General features: G+C 42.4%; 18 protein-coding genes. 8 read left to right on the top strand and 10 right to left on the bottom strand.

Going from position 1 to position 18,005, the window contains the following annotated elements; translation table 11 throughout:
- On the bottom strand, positions 1-871 hold an 871-nt coding region (locus AX660_RS19010), incomplete at its 3' end, for a molybdopterin-dependent oxidoreductase (RefSeq protein WP_157884363.1).
- A gap of 12 nt (positions 872-883) precedes the next feature.
- Complete coding sequence (locus AX660_RS19005; protein WP_131811835.1) at positions 884-1,771, bottom strand: formate dehydrogenase accessory sulfurtransferase FdhD; 888 nt, start codon at positions 1,769-1,771, stop codon at positions 884-886.
- A gap of 381 nt (positions 1,772-2,152) precedes the next feature.
- Here AX660_RS19005 and AX660_RS19000 point away from each other — a divergent pair, with 381 nt between their 5' ends.
- Together AX660_RS19000 and AX660_RS23725 are read left to right on the top strand one after the other, a co-directional pair.
- Positions 2,153-2,917, top strand: a complete 765-nt coding sequence (locus AX660_RS19000; protein WP_068380589.1) for a carbohydrate porin — start codon at positions 2,153-2,155, stop codon at positions 2,915-2,917.
- A complete protein-coding gene (locus AX660_RS23725; protein ID WP_082769032.1) occupies positions 2,872-3,054 on the top strand; it encodes a carbohydrate porin in 183 nt (60 codons plus the stop codon). The genes AX660_RS19000 and AX660_RS23725 overlap by 46 nt, the downstream gene beginning before the upstream one ends.
- A gap of 32 nt (positions 3,055-3,086) precedes the next feature.
- Here the strand turns inward: AX660_RS23725 and AX660_RS18995 are convergent, their stop codons facing one another.
- From AX660_RS18995 to AX660_RS18975, 5 genes are all read right to left on the bottom strand, one after another.
- Positions 3,087-3,605, bottom strand: coding sequence for a nuclear transport factor 2 family protein (locus AX660_RS18995; RefSeq protein ID WP_068380587.1), 519 nt, complete (start codon positions 3,603-3,605; stop codon positions 3,087-3,089).
- Between the two features lie 96 nt (positions 3,606-3,701).
- Positions 3,702-4,556, bottom strand: coding sequence for a DUF7281 domain-containing protein (locus AX660_RS18990; RefSeq protein WP_068380585.1), 855 nt, complete (start codon positions 4,554-4,556; stop codon positions 3,702-3,704).
- Between the two features lie 26 nt (positions 4,557-4,582).
- The gene (locus AX660_RS18985; RefSeq protein WP_068380583.1) at positions 4,583-5,803 is read right to left on the bottom strand and encodes a phosphoenolpyruvate carboxylase; all 1,221 of its coding nucleotides are present in this window, start codon (positions 5,801-5,803) and stop codon (positions 4,583-4,585) included.
- 37 nt (positions 5,804-5,840) lie between these two features.
- Positions 5,841-6,476 carry a hypothetical protein gene (locus tag AX660_RS18980; RefSeq protein ID WP_068380581.1) on the bottom strand — a complete coding sequence of 212 codons (636 nt, stop codon included), beginning with the start codon at positions 6,474-6,476 and terminating at the stop codon, positions 5,841-5,843.
- Positions 6,473-10,195, bottom strand: a complete 3,723-nt coding sequence (locus AX660_RS18975; RefSeq protein WP_068380578.1) for an ATP-binding protein — start codon at positions 10,193-10,195, stop codon at positions 6,473-6,475. The genes AX660_RS18980 and AX660_RS18975 overlap by 4 nt, the downstream gene beginning before the upstream one ends.
- Before the next feature lie 694 nt (positions 10,196-10,889).
- Here AX660_RS18975 and rnk point away from each other — a divergent pair.
- The 4 genes from rnk to AX660_RS18955 all read left to right on the top strand — a co-directional run bounded on the left by rnk (position 10,890) and on the right by AX660_RS18955 (position 13,858).
- On the top strand, positions 10,890-11,276 hold the full coding sequence (gene rnk, locus AX660_RS18970) for a nucleoside diphosphate kinase regulator (RefSeq protein ID WP_068380575.1): 387 nt from the start codon (positions 10,890-10,892) through the stop codon (positions 11,274-11,276).
- A gap of 107 nt (positions 11,277-11,383) precedes the next feature.
- A complete protein-coding gene (gene gdhA, locus AX660_RS18965; protein ID WP_068380572.1) occupies positions 11,384-12,736 on the top strand; it encodes an NADP-specific glutamate dehydrogenase in 1,353 nt (450 codons plus the stop codon).
- A gap of 273 nt (positions 12,737-13,009) precedes the next feature.
- Positions 13,010-13,189 carry a DUF6435 family protein gene (locus tag AX660_RS18960; protein WP_068380565.1) on the top strand — a complete coding sequence of 60 codons (180 nt, stop codon included), beginning with the start codon at positions 13,010-13,012 and terminating at the stop codon, positions 13,187-13,189.
- 90 nt (positions 13,190-13,279) lie between these two features.
- Positions 13,280-13,858 carry an AAA family ATPase gene (locus AX660_RS18955; protein WP_068380562.1) on the top strand — a complete coding sequence of 193 codons (579 nt, stop codon included), beginning with the start codon at positions 13,280-13,282 and terminating at the stop codon, positions 13,856-13,858.
- On the opposite strand, the gene AX660_RS18950 is transcribed toward AX660_RS18955, so the two are convergent.
- On the bottom strand, positions 13,855-14,613 hold the full coding sequence (locus tag AX660_RS18950) for an RES family NAD+ phosphorylase (protein WP_082769015.1): 759 nt from the start codon (positions 14,611-14,613) through the stop codon (positions 13,855-13,857). The two genes, AX660_RS18955 and AX660_RS18950, sit on opposite strands and share 4 nt — an antisense overlap.
- A gap of 11 nt (positions 14,614-14,624) precedes the next feature.
- Entirely contained in the window at positions 14,625-14,993 is a 369-nt protein-coding gene (locus tag AX660_RS18945; protein ID WP_068380555.1) for an MbcA/ParS/Xre antitoxin family protein, read from the bottom strand.
- Between the two features lie 195 nt (positions 14,994-15,188).
- Between AX660_RS18945 and AX660_RS18940 the strand changes: the two genes are divergently transcribed.
- Together AX660_RS18940 and AX660_RS18935 are read left to right on the top strand one after the other, a co-directional pair.
- Complete coding sequence (locus AX660_RS18940) at positions 15,189-16,193, top strand: zinc-binding alcohol dehydrogenase family protein (protein ID WP_068380551.1); 1,005 nt, start codon at positions 15,189-15,191, stop codon at positions 16,191-16,193.
- 661 nt (positions 16,194-16,854) lie between these two features.
- Positions 16,855-17,076, top strand: coding sequence for a penicillin-binding protein (locus AX660_RS18935; RefSeq protein WP_068380548.1), 222 nt, complete (start codon positions 16,855-16,857; stop codon positions 17,074-17,076).
- Positions 17,077-17,108: 32 nt separating this feature from the next.
- Here the strand turns inward: AX660_RS18935 and AX660_RS18930 are convergent, their stop codons facing one another.
- Positions 17,109-18,005: a histone deacetylase family protein gene (locus tag AX660_RS18930; protein ID WP_068380545.1), complete on the bottom strand. Its 897-nt coding sequence runs from the start codon at positions 18,003-18,005 to the stop codon at positions 17,109-17,111.

Raw genomic sequence — 18,005 nt, 5'->3', positions numbered from 1 at the left:
CATCCCCATTTATTTTAACTGGCAGATATAAGTCTCGTAACGCCGTACCTTGACCGATAACCCCCGCCACTTCTTGGGGGTTTTTAAAACGTTTTAAGCCCGTTTCATCTAAGGGGTTAATCGCCACAATTTTAGCGCCTTGACGTTTAGCCGCCTGTAAAGAGCCCAGCATACGAGGATGGTTAGAGCCCGGGTTTTGCCCAAAAATAAAAATCGCTTCGCTGTGTTCCAAATCTTCTAAACTAACCGTGCCTTTGCCTACCCCTATGGTTTCGCCCAGCCCAACACCACTGGATTCATGACACATGTTGGAACAGTCTGGCAGGTTGTTGGTACCAAACTGGCGAATAAATAATTGATATAAAAAAGCGGCTTCGTTACTGGCACGACCCGAGGTATAAAAGGCCGCTTGATGGGGTGAACTTAAGCCCTTTAAGTGGCTTGCCACCAAGTCTAAACCTTGCTCCCAGCTAATAGGCTCATAATGGCTGGCACCGGCTTTGAGGATCATCGGGCTCACTAAACGGCCTTGATCATTGAGCCAACGATCCGATTTGGTTTTTAGCTCTGCCACCGAATAACGGGCAAAAAACTCAGGTGTCACAAGTTTTAGGGTGGCTTCATCAGCTACCGCTTTGGCGCCATTTTCACAAAATTCAAAGGTCGCGCGTTTGTACAGAGGATCAGGCCAGGCACAACCAGGGCAGTCAAAACCCTCTAATTGATTAAGCTTAAACAGTAACTTAGAACCCTCAATGGCGCCTGCCTTAGTGACCACATTTTGGTAAGCGGATATCACCGCAGGCACACCTGCCGCCCATTCTTTAGGTGAAGTTACGTTTAAATTTTTAATTTCAATTTTGTCTGACATTACTCTCTACTCTTAGGAAAAAGCTAATTTTTGCTCACCACAATACACATTAAATCGCTGAGCCTTAATAAAACCTACTAAGACGATATCCGCTTCTTTGGCCAACTCGATGGCGAGGCTCGAGGGAGCGCCTAAGGCCAGTACATAGTTAATATTGGCCATCACTGCTTTTTGGATCATCTCAAAACCCACTCTGCCACTTAAGATCAATCCAAGCCCCTTCTGTTGCTCACTATTGGTGAATAACAACTCGGCATTGGCACCAATCAATTTATCCAAGGCGTTATGACGCCCCACATCTTCACGAATATCCACAATTTCAGCGTTTTGCTTAAACAACGCCACACCATGGTTGCCACCGGTTTGTTTGAATAAGGGTAAAGCCTGAGAAAATTTATCCATCAACACGGCAATATCGGCCACCTTAAGTGGCAAGCAACCTTGGTTCTTGATTTGCTGCTTTTGCTCTAAGCGCAGCAAGATGTTTTCAATGCTTTGCTGACCACAGACACCACAAGCAGAACTGGCATATTCCTGGCGAATCAAAGCGGGCAAGTCGATTTTGACATCAGCACCCAAGGTTACTAATACCCGATTAGAGCTGCCTTGTTTAACTCGCGCTAAACCACTGTGATGGATGGCCTTAATCTGACTTAATGAATCAATCGTACCACTAGTCAACAACCAGCCTGTTACCAAATTAATATCATCACCCGGGGTTCGCATTAATGTCAGTAAAGGTTGCGCCTTCATGCTGTTGTTATTAGCACTGGCCGTTTGAATTTGTAACCAGACTTCTAGTGGCTCTTCTGCAATCACACAATCTTGCACAGAATCAGACTGCCACAACTGGTCGAAACTATGAGACTGCTTAACGTCAAAATACTTTATTGGTGACAATCAACAATCTGCCATATTAAATAATAAACCACTACGCTACCCCACAGTTCCAATAGGGTAAAGGACTAAGATGAATTCGAATGACCTTAAGTTTGCAAATCACAAAAATATATACATGTGTTAGATTTCAAGGTTCAAGCCTGATTATTGCTACACTTTGGAGTATCCTTTTTGGATCTGTTTACCTATGTTTGCTCCCGCATTAAAATTTGTCGAATTAGCCAAGTTTTGTATCGCTTAAAATTTTTTAGGCTAAGTCTAATTTTTACACAACAACTCGCCTGGGCAGATGCCAATTTTACTCCTTATTTTTCAGCGATAGTTGACTCATCTCAAGTCATCAGTGGAGGTGTATAACAAGATTTTACCAGTCGCTTATTATTGGATGGAGGCTTTAATTATAAAATAGAAAAGCACAGTTTTTTTGTCAGCTATCAAGTCCAACGAGGAGACAATGGTTCGACGAAGGTAGGCGATATTCAAGGTTATTCGAATATTGATGAAGATAACTTTAGTCAATTAAACGAGGCCTTTTATCAATACCAAGGACAAGGATGGTTTAGTCGAGTAGGTAAAACCGATGCTAACTCTGAATTTGCGGTAGCCGATAACGCCTTAGGTTTTATCAATTCGTCGATGGGCGTAAGTCCAACTTTAGTTGGCTTACCAACTTACCCACATCCAGCATTAAGTGCAATTGTGGGGCTGGATGTAAATGCAAAGAGCAAATTAGTCTCAGGTATTTTTGCTGCACAGGACTCTGATAATTTTGCACAACAATTTTATATCACTGAGCTGCGTTATCAGTTTAATCAACAAGGGAAAATCAAACTAGGGCTGTGGCACGACACTAACCAACGCTCCTTACTCAGTGATAAAAATAACGTTAAAGATGGTAGTTCTGGTTATTATCTTGTGTTGCAGCAAAACCTAAAAAGCCTAAATTGGTTAAATTCAACAAGTACACATTTGTACAGTCAATTTGCTTATGCCGATCAAAAAACAAGTGAAATTGAATGGCACTTTGGCGCGGGAATAGAGCTCGCCAATCCTTTTGAACAACAAAACCATAATCTTGGCCTTGGCTTAAGTTATGTCAAATTAAGCCCTTTACTTGCCCCCAAGCCAGCAGTGAAACAGCAGTAGAGCTATTCTATCACTGGCCTTTAAACAAAAATTTAGTCTTAAAACCCGACCTGCAATACATCATCAGTCCTTCGGGCAATCATAAAATCAACAACGCTTTGGTTTTTACCCTCAGACTGGAACTTAATTTTTTCTAATTTGCGCCTATTTTCAATTGTAACGACCTTAATCATTGATTGTTACGTTGCTCAAAAGCGGGTTTGCTGAGCTCTGAGACTTGCTCCCATACCTCATTAGGTACGAGAAAGGACATTGCATAGTGAGCAATTTTCCAGCCTTCAGCTTGTTTGACTACGACGCCGGTCCCACGAAATTTACCCCACTTTACTGATTCGGTGATTTCATCAAACCAGGCTGTATTGCCATCAGCAGAAATACGCACATACCGCTCTATCGAATGGTAAGTCCAGCCTTGCCCGTCTTTAAAACGCTCAGCAACATAGTTGTCCAATTCAACAGGGCGCGGCCAGCGCTCCCAATCATCGGTGCCCATAAATACGCCATCTTCGGTGAATAGCTCAAGATAACGCTCTTTTTGGGCTTTGCTAGCCGCATCATGCAAGCTATCCAAGGTTAAATTGATGGCTAGTTCATCGTTTTGCAGTGTGATGATATCCGTCTCTGCTTGAGTGCTGAGGCTATAAAATGTCAGCAATATGACCAACCAACTGCAATATTTATGTACCATAGAAATCACCCTTTATTTATTTTTAGATCACAGCTTACTCTGCAACAACAAAAGCTCAAGCTTGGATGAAAGTAAAAGTCGCAAGTTAGCGGTGTACTAACAGCTAAAAACCTTAAGCTCTAGCCTCCGCTGCACTATAGCTTGCTGCATAATGGCAAAACGTTGCTTGAGGATAAGTTGTTGCAGGTCTTGCCAGCCTTGGTGCTGCTGTTTATGCAAATAAGTAATTGAATCGAGTTGGCGTAGATAGACCACTTCTTGCGAATAAGTACTGAGCTCGTTTTGAATATCATCTAAGCTGGGCGCCAAGATGCCAGTCACCCTTGGCGTGGTATAAGCCATTTCTAAACCTTTTGGATCAAGGTCGGCAAACAGCAATACTTCTGTGTTTGGTGGTAGAAGACTCAATAGCGTTTTAAGCCCTTTAGTCACGGATGAGTCGTTGCCACGATAAAATACCAAGGCATTTTGATATTTAGCGTCGATGTTGACCTGCTGCCAAACATCAAAAACATCCTGATTTTCGACAATAATCACCGCCTCAAGATTAGTGATATCTATGGCAGCAAGCGGCACACGTAGGCTCACCCCCGTAGGTAATAATAACTCAGTTTTATACAAGGTGAGCGCAGCTTGGCTGGTGACAAGCACATAATGATCGTTAGGTTTGAAGTCGGCCAGTTTATCGTTATTGACATAATCCACTACTGCCAAACGGGTTTGTTTAGGTGGTAAACCTTGCAGTAAATTCAATCGTGGATAGAGCTGTTCTATGCCCTTGCGCAAGGCCACTTTACTGCTTTGATTTAATACAAAAGTTTTGCCGTTATGGTACAAGTCAAAATGCTGCTCTAACCATTGGCGTAACTTGCCTGTCGCCTTGAGCAGTAGTTTTTGTTCATCACGAAAAAAACGGCTGAGAGATGCAATCTCTGACTTTCCTAGCTCCATGTTTTAGCTAAGCCCCAGCTTCATCTTTACCTCAAACCCAGCTCTACATCACGGATTATGTAGTTACCGGTATAAATAGGATGAGGTTCGCCGCTGGTATCCAGCGCAAAATAACTTTGTTCTTCCATACCCAAGGCCTGATAACCGCCTACTACTTGATAAATCCATACCTCGGGATCAAATTCCAACTCATGTTGCTGATGATAATCCAGTGCAGTTAAACGCTGACCACTGTCGATAACCTGACAAAAATAGGCTTCGACCGCTAAACGTAATTTATCTTCGGCAAACTGGGCGGCACTTTGTTGTTCAACCTGAATATTTTGCGCCGCACGTTCAGGCTGCGCTCTTAAGTTCGAACGGTTAAAGGCTTTGATCATGCCCACTAAATGTTGCAAGTCTTGCTCGTGTTCAAGGCGATGTACATCCACAGCAGCGGGTTTAATCAAGGCTGCCGCGTGATTAAACAACATGGGTACTTTGCTTAAACTGGTGTAATTACCCGGTTTAAAATCAGGTTTATGTTCCAAGTGCAGCAAAAACCCTTTGAGCAATTGGGTACGGCCTTTAAATTCACGAAAACGCCCTATCAGTTCAAGCAAACGGGCCTGTACGATAGACAACTCTTGGATCACCTTGGAAAAACTGTGTTGCAAGGTCACTACCATTAAATGGCGTAATTCGCGGTTAGAGCCGGCTTGTTCACTGAGCTCATCAAAACGAAACATTTCCAGTTGTTTAAGTAGCTCACTAACCTGACTTTGGGCCAACTCGTTTTCACGAATTTTCGCATCGATGGACGACACATAACCAAACTCATTATTGATGCGGCTAAACAGCACTCGCACGTTATTGGAGAGTGATTCGGTTAAGGCGTAAACATGTTCAGTTAAATCCGACAAATGGGCTTCGGATTCAGCATAGCGGCTGTGATGTAGTGCCTCTTTATAATGCTGAGCGAGAGTTTTTAAGCTGGCTAAAGCCGAGCCAATATTGGCATCAATCTGGCGATTACGCTCGTCGTGCAAACTGCCCTCAAGTAGGTTACGAACCGCGCTTTTAAGACGTAATTGTGTGTCTGACTCGGGGCGCCACAAAATACCTAATTGACACAGATTGTCGATAACCTTGGGGCTATGCTGACTTTCATCCAGTGAGCCTGACAAATACACCTGCATGATCAAGTCGGCATGGCGACTCAAAGCATTAAGCAGTTTTACCCCAGCTTGTTGTAAGTGCTGATTCACCGAATTAACTCCCTGTTACTGAGATAAGTTAAGCGACTCATAACAAACTGCCTTGTTGCACGGCGTTTTCGGCCTGTTCTGTTAATGACAAGGCTTCTGTTTCATCTATAAATTTAAGCACATCGTAGAGATATTCAATTTTACCGGTGGCGATAAAGATTTGTTTTTCGGCATTGGGTTTTAGTAAATACCCCAACTGAGTTAAACGGCTAAAGACCTGTTTAAGCTGACCATCTAACTGAGTACTGGTCGAACCAAATAAACGGTTACGGGAGATTTTTTCTAATTGCTCAGCAAAGGCCGGGGTATCTTCGATAACGGTTTGGATCTCGTTTAAACGAATGGCACTGCCTTGGGTGACCGGCACGTCTGAACCATTAGCTTGTTGCACTAATAACAACCATTCCACCAGCGGCATTAAATGGCTGGATATTTCCTGAAACTGACTGCCCAAATGTTTGCGTTCGTTGTCATACAGGCTTTGATAAGCGGCAAAAAACACATCACCATCAGAGGCGGTGGCTAAAGTACGATTTAACACGTTGAGCTGAGTTTCAACTTTGTCACTGTTGCCCGAGGTTTTTAAATAGCGCCAGGCTTCTTCATCGCTAATCTGACAAACAAAGGCCCCAGATAACAGCAATTCGAGGATACGACCTTGTTCAGTGATCATGCTTGTACCTCCGTTTTATCACTTGTTAGCTCACTAGCATGTTGACGAGCTTTGGCTTGTTTTAAACGCTCAGTAATGGCCGATATTTTGGGCTCTACTACTTGTAACTGACGGGTGGTTTTGTCGATTAAATAGCGATTTTCAAACAAGGTTAGTACCTCAGACTCGGGGTTAGGAAAGGCTCCAACCACGCTGATGTTATTGTTTTGACAGGCATCAAAAATCTTTTTCACGTTGCTTTGGTGCAAGGTGCCTAATTCGTCAATCGGCCAATGAATTGTGGCATCGGCACTGCCCCGCAACAAACGGGTAAAGGCCAACAAAAACTTACACAAGATCAAATACGCCATACCATGACTGGACGACTCATTTAACTGTCTGTCAGTACGGATAATCAAATCACTGTTGCCTTCACGCAAATGCAACTCAATGTCGAGCAACTTACTGATCCCGCCACTTAGTGCTGCACGGCCTAATATATCCAAGACTTTACGCATGCTCTGGGCATAGTCGTCATCAGGCAAGTCGTTGGCACCTTCGCTCATCCATTCGTGATAAAGTTTGTTGAACTGGGCGAGTTCTGGCCAAAATTCCAGTTCGCTGATACGCGAACGAATTTTAACAGCTGACTCCGATACCCCTTCTAAAAACAGCTCTTCGTCCACTTCTTTACTGATACGTTTACTTTGACTGGCGATACGTTTGTCAATGTCTTCCAATACATTGTAATACTGGGTCAGATCTGCACCAAAGATACGCCCCTGCTCACGTAAACCCTGCATTTTTTGCGGCACTATCTCGTTGAGTAAGCGTGCTAAATGGGCAACTAAACGGCGGTGATCGACACCACGAATGCCCTTGTCATTTACATAGGCGCACTCTTCACGTGAGCGCTCCCACGTATCCGACAAACCTGTACCCGCTTGGGCGGCAATCAATTGATCAAAATGTTCGACATAGTCTTTGATATCATTTAACAGGCTTTCACGGCTTTGTAACAAGGCCTGACCTTCGCTAATACGCTGGGCGATATTTAAGGTTTCGCTAGGCGCCTTGGCCATATCGGCCTTACTTAACAAACTAATTTTAGCCAAAAGTCGTTTGATGTTTTGCACTTCCAGCTCTTGTTCTTTAGCGGTTTTTAAGGCCTGTTCAGCTTCGCCTTGTTGCTCTTTAAGTTGTTGGCGTAACTCTTTAAATTGAGCCTGCGCCTGATTTAATTCACGTTCAGCACTGGTCGCGGCTTTTTTCGCCTTAGCCAATTGTTGCTGCCAGTTAAGTTTGTGGCCGGTAAATACGGTTTTATACCAATGTTCATAGTCTTTAACTTTGTGCCTATGGGTTTCAGTATGTTGAATATCCTGTTTGAGCTGTTTGATTTGCTTTTGCAAACTGCCTATTTCGTCTACATCTACCCCACGATTAGCCAGTTCGTCGGCCAACCATTGTTCTGATTTTTTCTTATCCAGCGCCGCCGTTTGACGGGCTTTTTGCATATATTGCTCAACCTGAGTCACTTGCTGCTGGGTATCGCCAATCAGTTGCTGCCAATGAAATTGATGTTCGGTTTCAGCTTCACGTAATTGATCTTGCAAAGCTTGCACGGTTTCTTGGTGCTGAGCCTGCTCTTTTTGCTGCTGAGTTTCGTTTTGCTTGAGCAGAGTTTTATTATGCTGTTTACGCTCACTCAGGGCTTGGTTGTATTCTTGCTGCACCTGCTCTTTATCTTGTTGCAGACGTTTGCGTTTCGCTTCAGCGGTACGGCTATCACTTTCACATTTCGCTTGTTGTAACTCGGCATTGCGCACAGCTTCACTGGCCTTGGCGAGTTCCAACTCGGCTTGATTCTGCTTTTCAAGCTGTTCTTCAAGAGCCAATTGTGCGGCTTTGAGTTGCTGTTGCAAAGCATGTTCGGACTGAGCATATTCCGGCAGGGAAACCGTACTTAGATCCAGCTGTAATCCAAACACCCTGTCGTTGTTATTCTCGGCTTCAAACTGTGGTTTTAAGTCGTTGCGTTTAAGCAATTCAGGGTGGATGACCTTACCGAGTTTTTGCTCCCAACCCGGTTGCTCTTTACGTAGAGTTTCAAGCAAGCTGTTATGACCAGGATAAAGTAAGGCCTCAACTTTATTAACTTGCTGTTGTTGTTGCTGAGTGCTTTTACGACTTTGCTCTAAGGCTTCGTTACTTTTATTTCTGAGCTGCAGGGCAGTTTGATGAGCCTGCTGAGCAGCGCGTTGTTTATCCCGCGCCGCATCTTCTATGCTGCTGGCTTCTTTTATACTGGCATCAAGTATGTCCAACTGGCTTTGTTCAAACTCACTGTAACCCGCATTTTTTAAACTGGCGTTTAAGCTAGCCTGCTGAATTTTAAGCTCAGCTAAGCGTTGTTGAAATTCACTGGCTTGCTGGGTTTGTTGTTGCAAAAAGTCCTGTTTAATTTCTTGATGACGCTGTTGTTCCTGAGTTTTTTGCTCGGATAATTTGTCTTGCAACAGCTGCTTTTGCTCATTGTAAGCATCCAGCTCCATACTCAGGGTTTCAGTCAGCTCAGCCACCCGTTTGTTATAGGCTGATTCAACATCCTGATGTTTTTCGGTTAACAGCTGATAACGGGTATTAGCGCTCGTTAATTCACTGATCCATTGGGGTAGGATCTGCAGGTTGGCTTGCAGGGCTTCAATGTTTTGGCTTTGCCAATCATCAAAGTCTTTTTCGACCTGTTCTAAGTCTTTTTCAAGCTTGTGACCATCGGCTTTAGCTGAAGATAACAACTGATTTAAACCATCACGTTTAGTTGACCAATCGGCTTCTTGTTTTTTGATTTCAACTACGCTGTCTTCAAACTGGCCTTGATGCACAATAATGCTGGCCGCTAACTTACTTAAGTCAAAATCAAACTGCAGTTTTAACTCAGCTAAACGTAACTCACTTTGGCTGAGTTCATGATCAGCGCGCTCTAACTTGGCAAATTCGGGGCGAATTTCATCAAACTCTTTAATTAAATGACATTCACGGATCCAATCTTCAACCCGGTTGCGGCTTAAGCTGGATGTGGGTGGTTGCACGCCATCTTCTTCTAAAATCGCTGCAATCATGGCCTTGATGGTTTCCATCTTGCCTTCTTTGGAATGCACCGCTTTAGCCAGTTTTTCAATATGACGTAAATGATGGTTGCTGGCACACAAACTAAAAATACGCGCATAACCTAAGACTTCGCGGCTGTTAGCGCAGCCATTGAGCACACCACGATCATTTTGTAATATCGCGCGATAATCTTTGGTATTCAACAAGTTAGTCACTAAGACATTAGAACGTTTGAGGCTGCGGGCCAGTTCATTCATTGACACAGGAACGTGTTCACCCCCTTTGTTTTTATACAAATAATCGCTTAACTCAAAGGGTTTGCCGATAAAACGATAGTTCACGCCATTACCGTTTGAAGCCAACACTACCTGACATAAATCCTGCTCATTACGCTCGTATTCGTAAATGATAAAACTCGACTCACGAGGCAAATACCAGCGCTCAAAACTATCGCGGGTGGCGGGCACCACGCGGCTGGGATATTCACCATAAAATACCGGGATCAAGCGTTGTAAGGTAGTTTTACCCGAGGCGTTAGTACCACAAATATTGGTATGGCCTTTTAGTTTTAATTCCACCACGCCGGGTAGATGGGTATCAATCAAAATAATGCGGTGTAAGCCTGGCATAAACATCCTTCAATCAAGGCTAAAAATCAATCAGTGCGCTGGCTGGAGCGCAAAGTCAAAGGCCGCATACTACCGAGTTTTAACTGCGTTTAACACCCTGTTCAGCACAAGAGTTCTATCTGCATAAAAATAGGCGCTTACGCCAATGATAAGTGGGTGATATCACTGCGAATTATTAATTTATAGAAAACAACCGGCCGAGTTTAGCGCTGAGGACATAAACTCCAGAGCTCGATTTTTAACCTTGATTTTATTTATAAGCTGGTTATTATCCAGAGTCTATTTTGAGGGAAAAATGCTTAAACATCGCACCACCATCAAGAGTAACCTACTCACCTTACCAAGTTAAGCCGAGCGTAATCTTTACGCTCGGCAGCTATTCCTGTTTGTTCATTTAATTTAATTTTAATAATTTAGTCCGGTTGGAGATTTCACCGTGCTTATGTCTTTGTTCAAGCCTAGCAACACGTTTGTTGGTTGCCCTTTATTTGTGAAAAATACAGCCTTCGGCTTTATTAACTGGCTACGTGCACTGAACATCGTACTTAATCCACACCGCGACCTAAATAAAAGCCTTAGAAAACCTAAAGACAAATAAAGCCCAAACACAAAACTAAGGGCTCTATAGAGCCCTTTTTTTGTTAATTGAATTTTTGTTTATTTACTTTTTGTTCATTTTAATAGGTAAAACATTATGTCAAAACAACCCGATATTATTATTTCAGATTTAGATTTAGCAGCGATAGAGCGTCAACTTGAAAAAGCCAAATTGCCTGCCGATTTTGTTAACGCCCTAGAACAAGAACTTTATCGTGCGACGATTGTGAAAGCCAAAGACCTGCCTACTGATGTAGTGGCCCTTGGCAGCCAAGTTACCTTTAAGATCTTAAATACCAACAACATATTTACCAAAACCTTATGTTTTCCTGCTGACATGAATAAACACCAAGATGGTATTTCGATATTTGCCCCTATTGGTTCTGCCTTGTTGGGTTTAAAAGCGGGTCAAAATATTAATTGGCAAACCCTGAGCGGTCAGCAATCTGTAGAAATTGTACAAGTTCAGGCTAAAGCAAGTTAAGCCAGCTTTAGATGACAACACTGCACTATTTTGCACAGCTAAAAGCGAATTAATTATAAAAAACGATTTTTCACCTGTTTCTAAACATTAACTTATAGGAGAGATGAATGGAGTACATTCATAAAACAATTTCGGACTTAAAGCATAGTAGCCCGGCGCAGGCAGAATTTTATCAAGCTGTTGGCGAGGTATTGGATTCTTTAGCCCCAATACTGGCAAGCAACACAAATTACCAGCGTCAGGCTATTATTCAACGTCTTGTTGAACCAGAACGTCAGATTATGTTTCGGGTACCTTGGGTTGATGACAAGGGCGAGATTCAGGTTAATAAAGGCTATCGAGTTGAATTTAATTCAGCGTTAGGCCCCTATAAAGGCGGTTTGCGCTTTCATCCCTCGGTGAATGCCAGCATTATTAAATTTTTAGGTTTTGAACAGATTTTTAAAAATGCCTTAACTGGTTTACCTATTGGCGGCGGAAAAGGCGGCGCCAATTTTAACCCTAAAGGGCGCAGCGACGGCGAAATCATGCGTTTTTGTCAATCATTTATGAATGAACTTTATCGTCACATTGGCCCAACAACCGATGTTCCAGCAGGTGATATCGGTGTAGGCGCACGAGAAATCGGTTATATGTTTGGTCAGTACAAACGCTTGACCGGTCGTTATGAGGGTGTGTTTACCGGCAAAAGTTTGTTATGGGGCGGCTCATTGGTGCGTAAAGAAGCCACAGGTTACGGTGCCGTTTATTTTGCCGATTATATGTTGCAAGCGCGCGGACATAACTTACAAGGTAGGCGCTGTTTAGTCTCTGGTGCCGGTAATGTCGCCATTTATGCGATGGAAAAACTTTATCATTTGGGTGCAACACCAATCAGCTGCAGTGACTCTTCTGGCACCCTTTACCATGCTGAAGGTATTGATCTTAAGTTGATCAAACAACTTAAAGAACAACAACGTGCTAGCCTTATTGGATACCTCGATAACTATCCTGACGCTAAATATACGCCGGTGTCCGACTATCCTGTCGATGGTCATGCGGTATGGCGCTACAAGGCAGACGCAGCCTTTCCTTGTGCAACACAAAACGAATTAACTAAAGCCGATGCCGAGGCTTTAATAACCAATGGTTGCCAACTTGTCAGTGAAGGCGCCAATATGCCATCCACGCAAGAAGCTATCGACGTTTTTATTGAAGCACGTATCGCTTATGGCCCAGGCAAAGCGGCAAATGCAGGTGGAGTAGCCACCAGCCAATTAGAAATGGCGCAAAATGCCAGCATGCAAAAATGGACGTTTGAAGAAGTGGATCAAAAACTCCAGCAAATCATGAAAAATATTTTTGTGACTGCCAGTGAAACAGCTAAAGAGTTTGGTCAAGAAGGTAACTTAGTATTAGGTGCCAATATTGCCGGTTTCCGTCGAGTAGCCGATGCCATGATTGAACAAGGTGTGGTTTAATTCAGCTGCTTTAAAAATATATGAGTTAGCAAAGTGAAAAGCGAATTCTGACCTACTGAAACTGGCGGGTGTAAAGTAGATTATGTTGAAATGAATGCAGTAACTTAAACAAACGTCGAAACCAGTTTAACGTTACTGCATAATTAAATCCCAAAGCGAGAGTTCAAATATCATCCAAAACTGTTACAATTAGTTAGAACGTTTAATTGAATGAGTTAGCTCTTTGAAATCTCAAGCCATTCATTAAGCCACTGTCAATTTAAAGGATTAAATATGTTTGCGTTTTTAAAATCTAACCCTGTCAAAAAACTTCGAAAGATCTATGATCAAAAATCCACTGAGGCGATGTTTGCCCAGCGCAAAGGCGATATACGCAGTTATTCTCAGCTAACCGCTGAAGCGGAAGAGCTGTGGCAACAAATTCTGGCATTTGAGACTAAAACCAAACGATAAACTTGCCAAATTAGTTACTAAGTTGGCGAATGGCATTTTGTTGCTACACTTTCTGTAAGAAGTTTACTGCTGGCAAAGTAGGTCTAACAGATGAGTATTAAAACATACCGCAAAATTTTTGCCGATTACCAACAAGGTTATCTCAGCGCTTTTAGCATTTTTCGTCAACCACTGCCGCAAAAATCAGAAGTCATTTTAGCGACAGAAGATTATAGCAAGTTGCAAGATTGTGTGGCTAAAGCGCTCAAAGGCCAAGTGATGACACTGCTACTCGTCGAGCAAGCCACCTCCAATAAAAGCTTGATCGTTAATAGCCTCGCTCAACAGTCCAAAAAAGCCATATGTGTAGTTGATTGTGTGCAGCTTAATAACAAATACATTGGAGAGACGGAAAAAAATCTGGCGCGCATTATTGCCGATGCCCATACCCATGATTGGATTTTGTTTTTTGATGAAGCCGATGCCTTATTTGGTAAACGTACTAAGCTAACGGCAAATCATGAGCATTATGCTAATCAGGAAGTGAGTTATTTATTTAAACTATTCAACCAACATGCAGGTTTGTATGTGCTGGCTTGCGACGAAGCCAATTTATGCAAAACCTTAAAACAACGTGTGTCCTATAGTCTAAGACCCCTGCCAAGCTCTGTACCAAGCCCACTCGCTTAGGCTGGCATTGGTATATGTCCATCCAATAAAAAATCCTCTCGATAAAAAGTAAGAGGTAGTGATCTGGCAGACTGGGTGAAACTGACTTTATCCGTTAAAGTTAAACATAACCAATTTTGGCAAGACTCTGGCTCAGTGGAAATGATCGCCTGCGGATTAACAATCGCGATATTTATGCCGTTTTCGATACGCGCGGATGGGTAACGAATGACATCGACCTGAGCTTGCGCCTGCAAATAATGCCCGACAGCTTGGCTAAAGAGGTATTGGCTAGGATCCAATAAAGTAGATTTTACCGAGGCAAAATCATCCAAACTTAAATCAGCACAGTTGCTGGTTTTTACTTCCAAATTAAACATCATATGCTGCGAACGGATAGGCTTGTCGTAGGCAACTTGCATATGGTGCAAAAACACAAATCGATAATAGGCGACTTCCCCCAAACACGCATGTTCATCTTCAGAGGCATAAAAAAAGCTTGGTAATAAACGGGTCCCAAAACGTGAACCATATTTGAGCGGAGGATAACGAAACGGGGTTTTAAGCAGATAGTGCATATGCTCCGTGCCTTCACGATAACAAGGTTTAACCTCATCAAGCATTTGTTCAAGTAAATATTGCTCGTCGAGATCATCCACTAATTGAGTTGTAGCAGCGACTTGCTGAGTTTCAACTAAACGTTTAACCCAAGCACGATAACTCAGTGGGCAGGGGCTTTGTTGATATAAACCTTTGAATTCATCCAATATTGGCATACAACAGGCGCTTAGATTTTGCCGCGCATAGCGTCTAAATAATCATTGGTTTGCATTAAACCCAACACACTTTGCACCAACTCCACAGGTTTACCACCTAAAGCCATGTTGGGCGTACTAAACCAATGGCGCATAAAGGCTTGATCACCACCGGATATGGCAAACAATGAGCGATACAAACGGATAAAATGTAAAGACAACTCAGAAGATTTAGACTCAGTACCTAAGCCTGAACCTTCTTTGCGCGATAGAGTAGAACGATTAACCCCAATGATTTTTCCCGCTAAGGCTTTACTGACACCGAGTTCTCTACAGGCATTATTAAAGGCCTTAAATAACACTGAGGCTTTATCACTGTTAGTTTTAGCAAGAGCAGACATGGCTGACTCCGTTTAGTTGGTTTGACATGACCCTACCTCAAAACGCAACATTTGTCACTTTTTACTATATTTTGATGCATATAAAGCAAGAATACACATAAATACTTAAGATAATAACCAACAAAACATATTGAATTTAACGCTAGTCAGGTCATGATTGGCTCCCAACAATTTTGTTAGCAAGCAGGTTTAAACATGAAAGCAGTTGCCTATCGCCACTCTTTAGCTACCGACGACCCATTGTGTTTAATTGATGTGCAAATAGAAAAACCTGAAGCCACCGGCTACGACTTGCTGGTAAAAGTGGCAGCAGTGTCGGTTAACCCAGTTGACTGCAAAGTACGCCTTAACGTTGATCCTATGGGTAATAATAAAATACTCGGCTGGGATGCGGTTGGCACTGTGGTCGCAATAGGTGAACAAGTCAGTCTATTTAAGGTTGGTGATGAAGTATTTTATGCTGGCGATATAACTCGCAGTGGTAGCAATGCCGAATTTCAGTTAGTTGATGAGCGTATCGTGGGGCATAAACCCAGCACCTTATCTAACGCCGAAGCGGCGGCACTACCCTTAACATCAATCACGGCTTGGGAAATGTTGTTTGACCGACTCGACATCAACAAAAACACCAAACCCATTTTGTTAGTGGTAGGAGCATCTGGAGGGGTGGGTTCTATCCTGATCCAATTGGCTAAAAATCTAACTCAGGCAACCGTCATTGGTACGGCTTCACGCCCTGAAAGCCAAGCCTGGGTAAAACAACTTGGGGCTGATTATGTTATTGATCACAGCCAGCCACTCAAACCTCAGCTTGCACAACTCAACATTGCACAAGTTAGCCATGTGGCCTGCACTACTCACGCACATCTACATTTGCCCGCCCTTGTAGACTTGCTCAAACCACAAGGAAAACTAGCCATAATCGAATACGCAGCGCCAAACTTAGATATTAATCTGTTGAAAGATAAGAGTATTTCACTACATTGGGAGTTTATGTTTACCCGCGCCAAACATGCAAGCGAAGACATGGTTGAACAACACCATCTGCTCAACAAGGTCGCTCAGCTGATTGATCGGGGCACTTTAATAACGACCTTAGGCAAACATTTGGGAAGCATCAATGCAGTAAATCTACGAAGTGCTCACCAACTTAGCGAGAGCAATCAAACAATAGGTAAAATAGTACTTGAGGGATTTTAATAGCTGGGCGCTGTTAGTTATCAGCGCCTAAACTAAGTAAGCTATTTTTTATTTAAGGCTGGCCTAAGTTTTATTTCAATATCAGTTTTTGAAGTGTTCTTTATTGCGTTTATTAATACGGCTACGAAATTCAGCCACCACTAAGAGTGTCATTAATAATCCACCTACTAAAAAAAATACCGTTGTCATACAACCTCCTGTTATATTTTTGATGGCGCACTCATCCGTAAAATATGTTCTTGTTTACATTCGTTAAAAATAATCTCGTCTTTACAACGCAACTTCTAGTTAACTACTAGGTGCACTAAGTATTGGCGTTATACGGTAACTATTTTTACTCTAGCGACTATGTTTGTTATTGGATCTGTTATTGAGTTTTGTCGCTAGCTCATAAAGTATACAGCAAATAGCACACCAATTCAGATAAAGTTGAGTAACAAATAAAAAATACCTAAACAAATCATACTGATAGCCTTATAAATAATAAATAACACACTATTCTAAGCCGTATTAACCACGCTGTTGCACCAAAATAAGTATCAATTGACATACAGGTGTGAACACGTCGCATAATTATAAAGTTTGATAGCTCATTATTATTCCGTTTCTTTACTTAAGGCTTTACCATGGTGTGATTAATAATTAACTCAGGTTTTTTAACATGACAAACAAGCTTAATGACGACACGCTGATGGCACTAAAAATTGCTTTTAGTTACATGCCAAAAGCCATCGAAGTCACTAAATACGAGTATGGTGAGCGCTATATAACTGTGCTTGAGCATATCGAAACGGTACGTGAAGAATTAATCAGCAACGATGTAGATCCCGAAGAAGTCTATGGTGAAATTAATGCTGATATTGCACCAAATTCCAGCTATTAAGCTTTAGTAAGGTCACTTTAAAGTCTACTGTATTAAAACACTCTAGCCGCTTTAAAGAGTTGCAAATGTGCGACAACCAAAGCGGTGATATCGCGCTGATAACCGCCACCTATCACAGCTACGATGGGAAAACCTTTATGCTCACAGGTAGAAAACACTAAGCTATCTCGTTGATAAATCCCTTGTGTGCTGATATGCAAATGACCTAGGTCGTCATTGATATGAATATCCACTCCTGCGTCATAAATAACAGCGTCGGGTTGAAAGGTGTTAAGCGCCAAATTTAAAGCCTGATCCACCGTTTCTAAATACTCGGCATCTTGTGTACCTTTAGCTAGATTAAAATCCAGATCAGATTGTTGTTTACGTGCCGGAAAATTCTTTTCGCCATGAATAGACACCGTATAAACCTGCGGATTATTGCTTGCAAGTTTTGCAGTGCCATCGCCTTGGTGCACATCACAATCAAAGATCAGCACCTTATCAATGCCCTTGTGTTGCAACATGCTCAAAGCAGCCAGATACAAATCATTAAACAAACAAAAACCGGCGCCATAGTTAGCAAAAGCATGATGATAACCACCAGTAAGGTTTAAGGCCTTGCCATGTTCAAGAGCTAATTTAGCGGTTAAGAGAGTGCCACCAACAGCAGTCAGTGAACGTGCAATTAGCTGCTCAGACCAAGGAAAACCTATCCTACGCATGGCTTTAGGATCAAGTTTTCCCGTTGTTAATTGCTCAACATAAGTGGGATTAAATACCTGAGACAATTCAGCTGGAGTAATCGCTTGAGGTTGGTAAAAATGCACATCAGGCACATGTAATTCGGCCAGTTTATCGCGAATGCCCTGATATTTTTCGATAGGAAAACGGTGTTTAACTGGCAATGTAAGTTGGCTATAAATTGGATGAAAAACTAATGGTGTCAT

It is taken from the genome of Paraglaciecola hydrolytica (assembly GCF_001565895.1).
GTDB lineage: Bacteria > Pseudomonadota > Gammaproteobacteria > Enterobacterales > Alteromonadaceae > Paraglaciecola > Paraglaciecola hydrolytica.
Note: the sequence above shows the minus strand (reverse complement) of the source record. Positions and strands in the feature narration are given on the sequence as shown.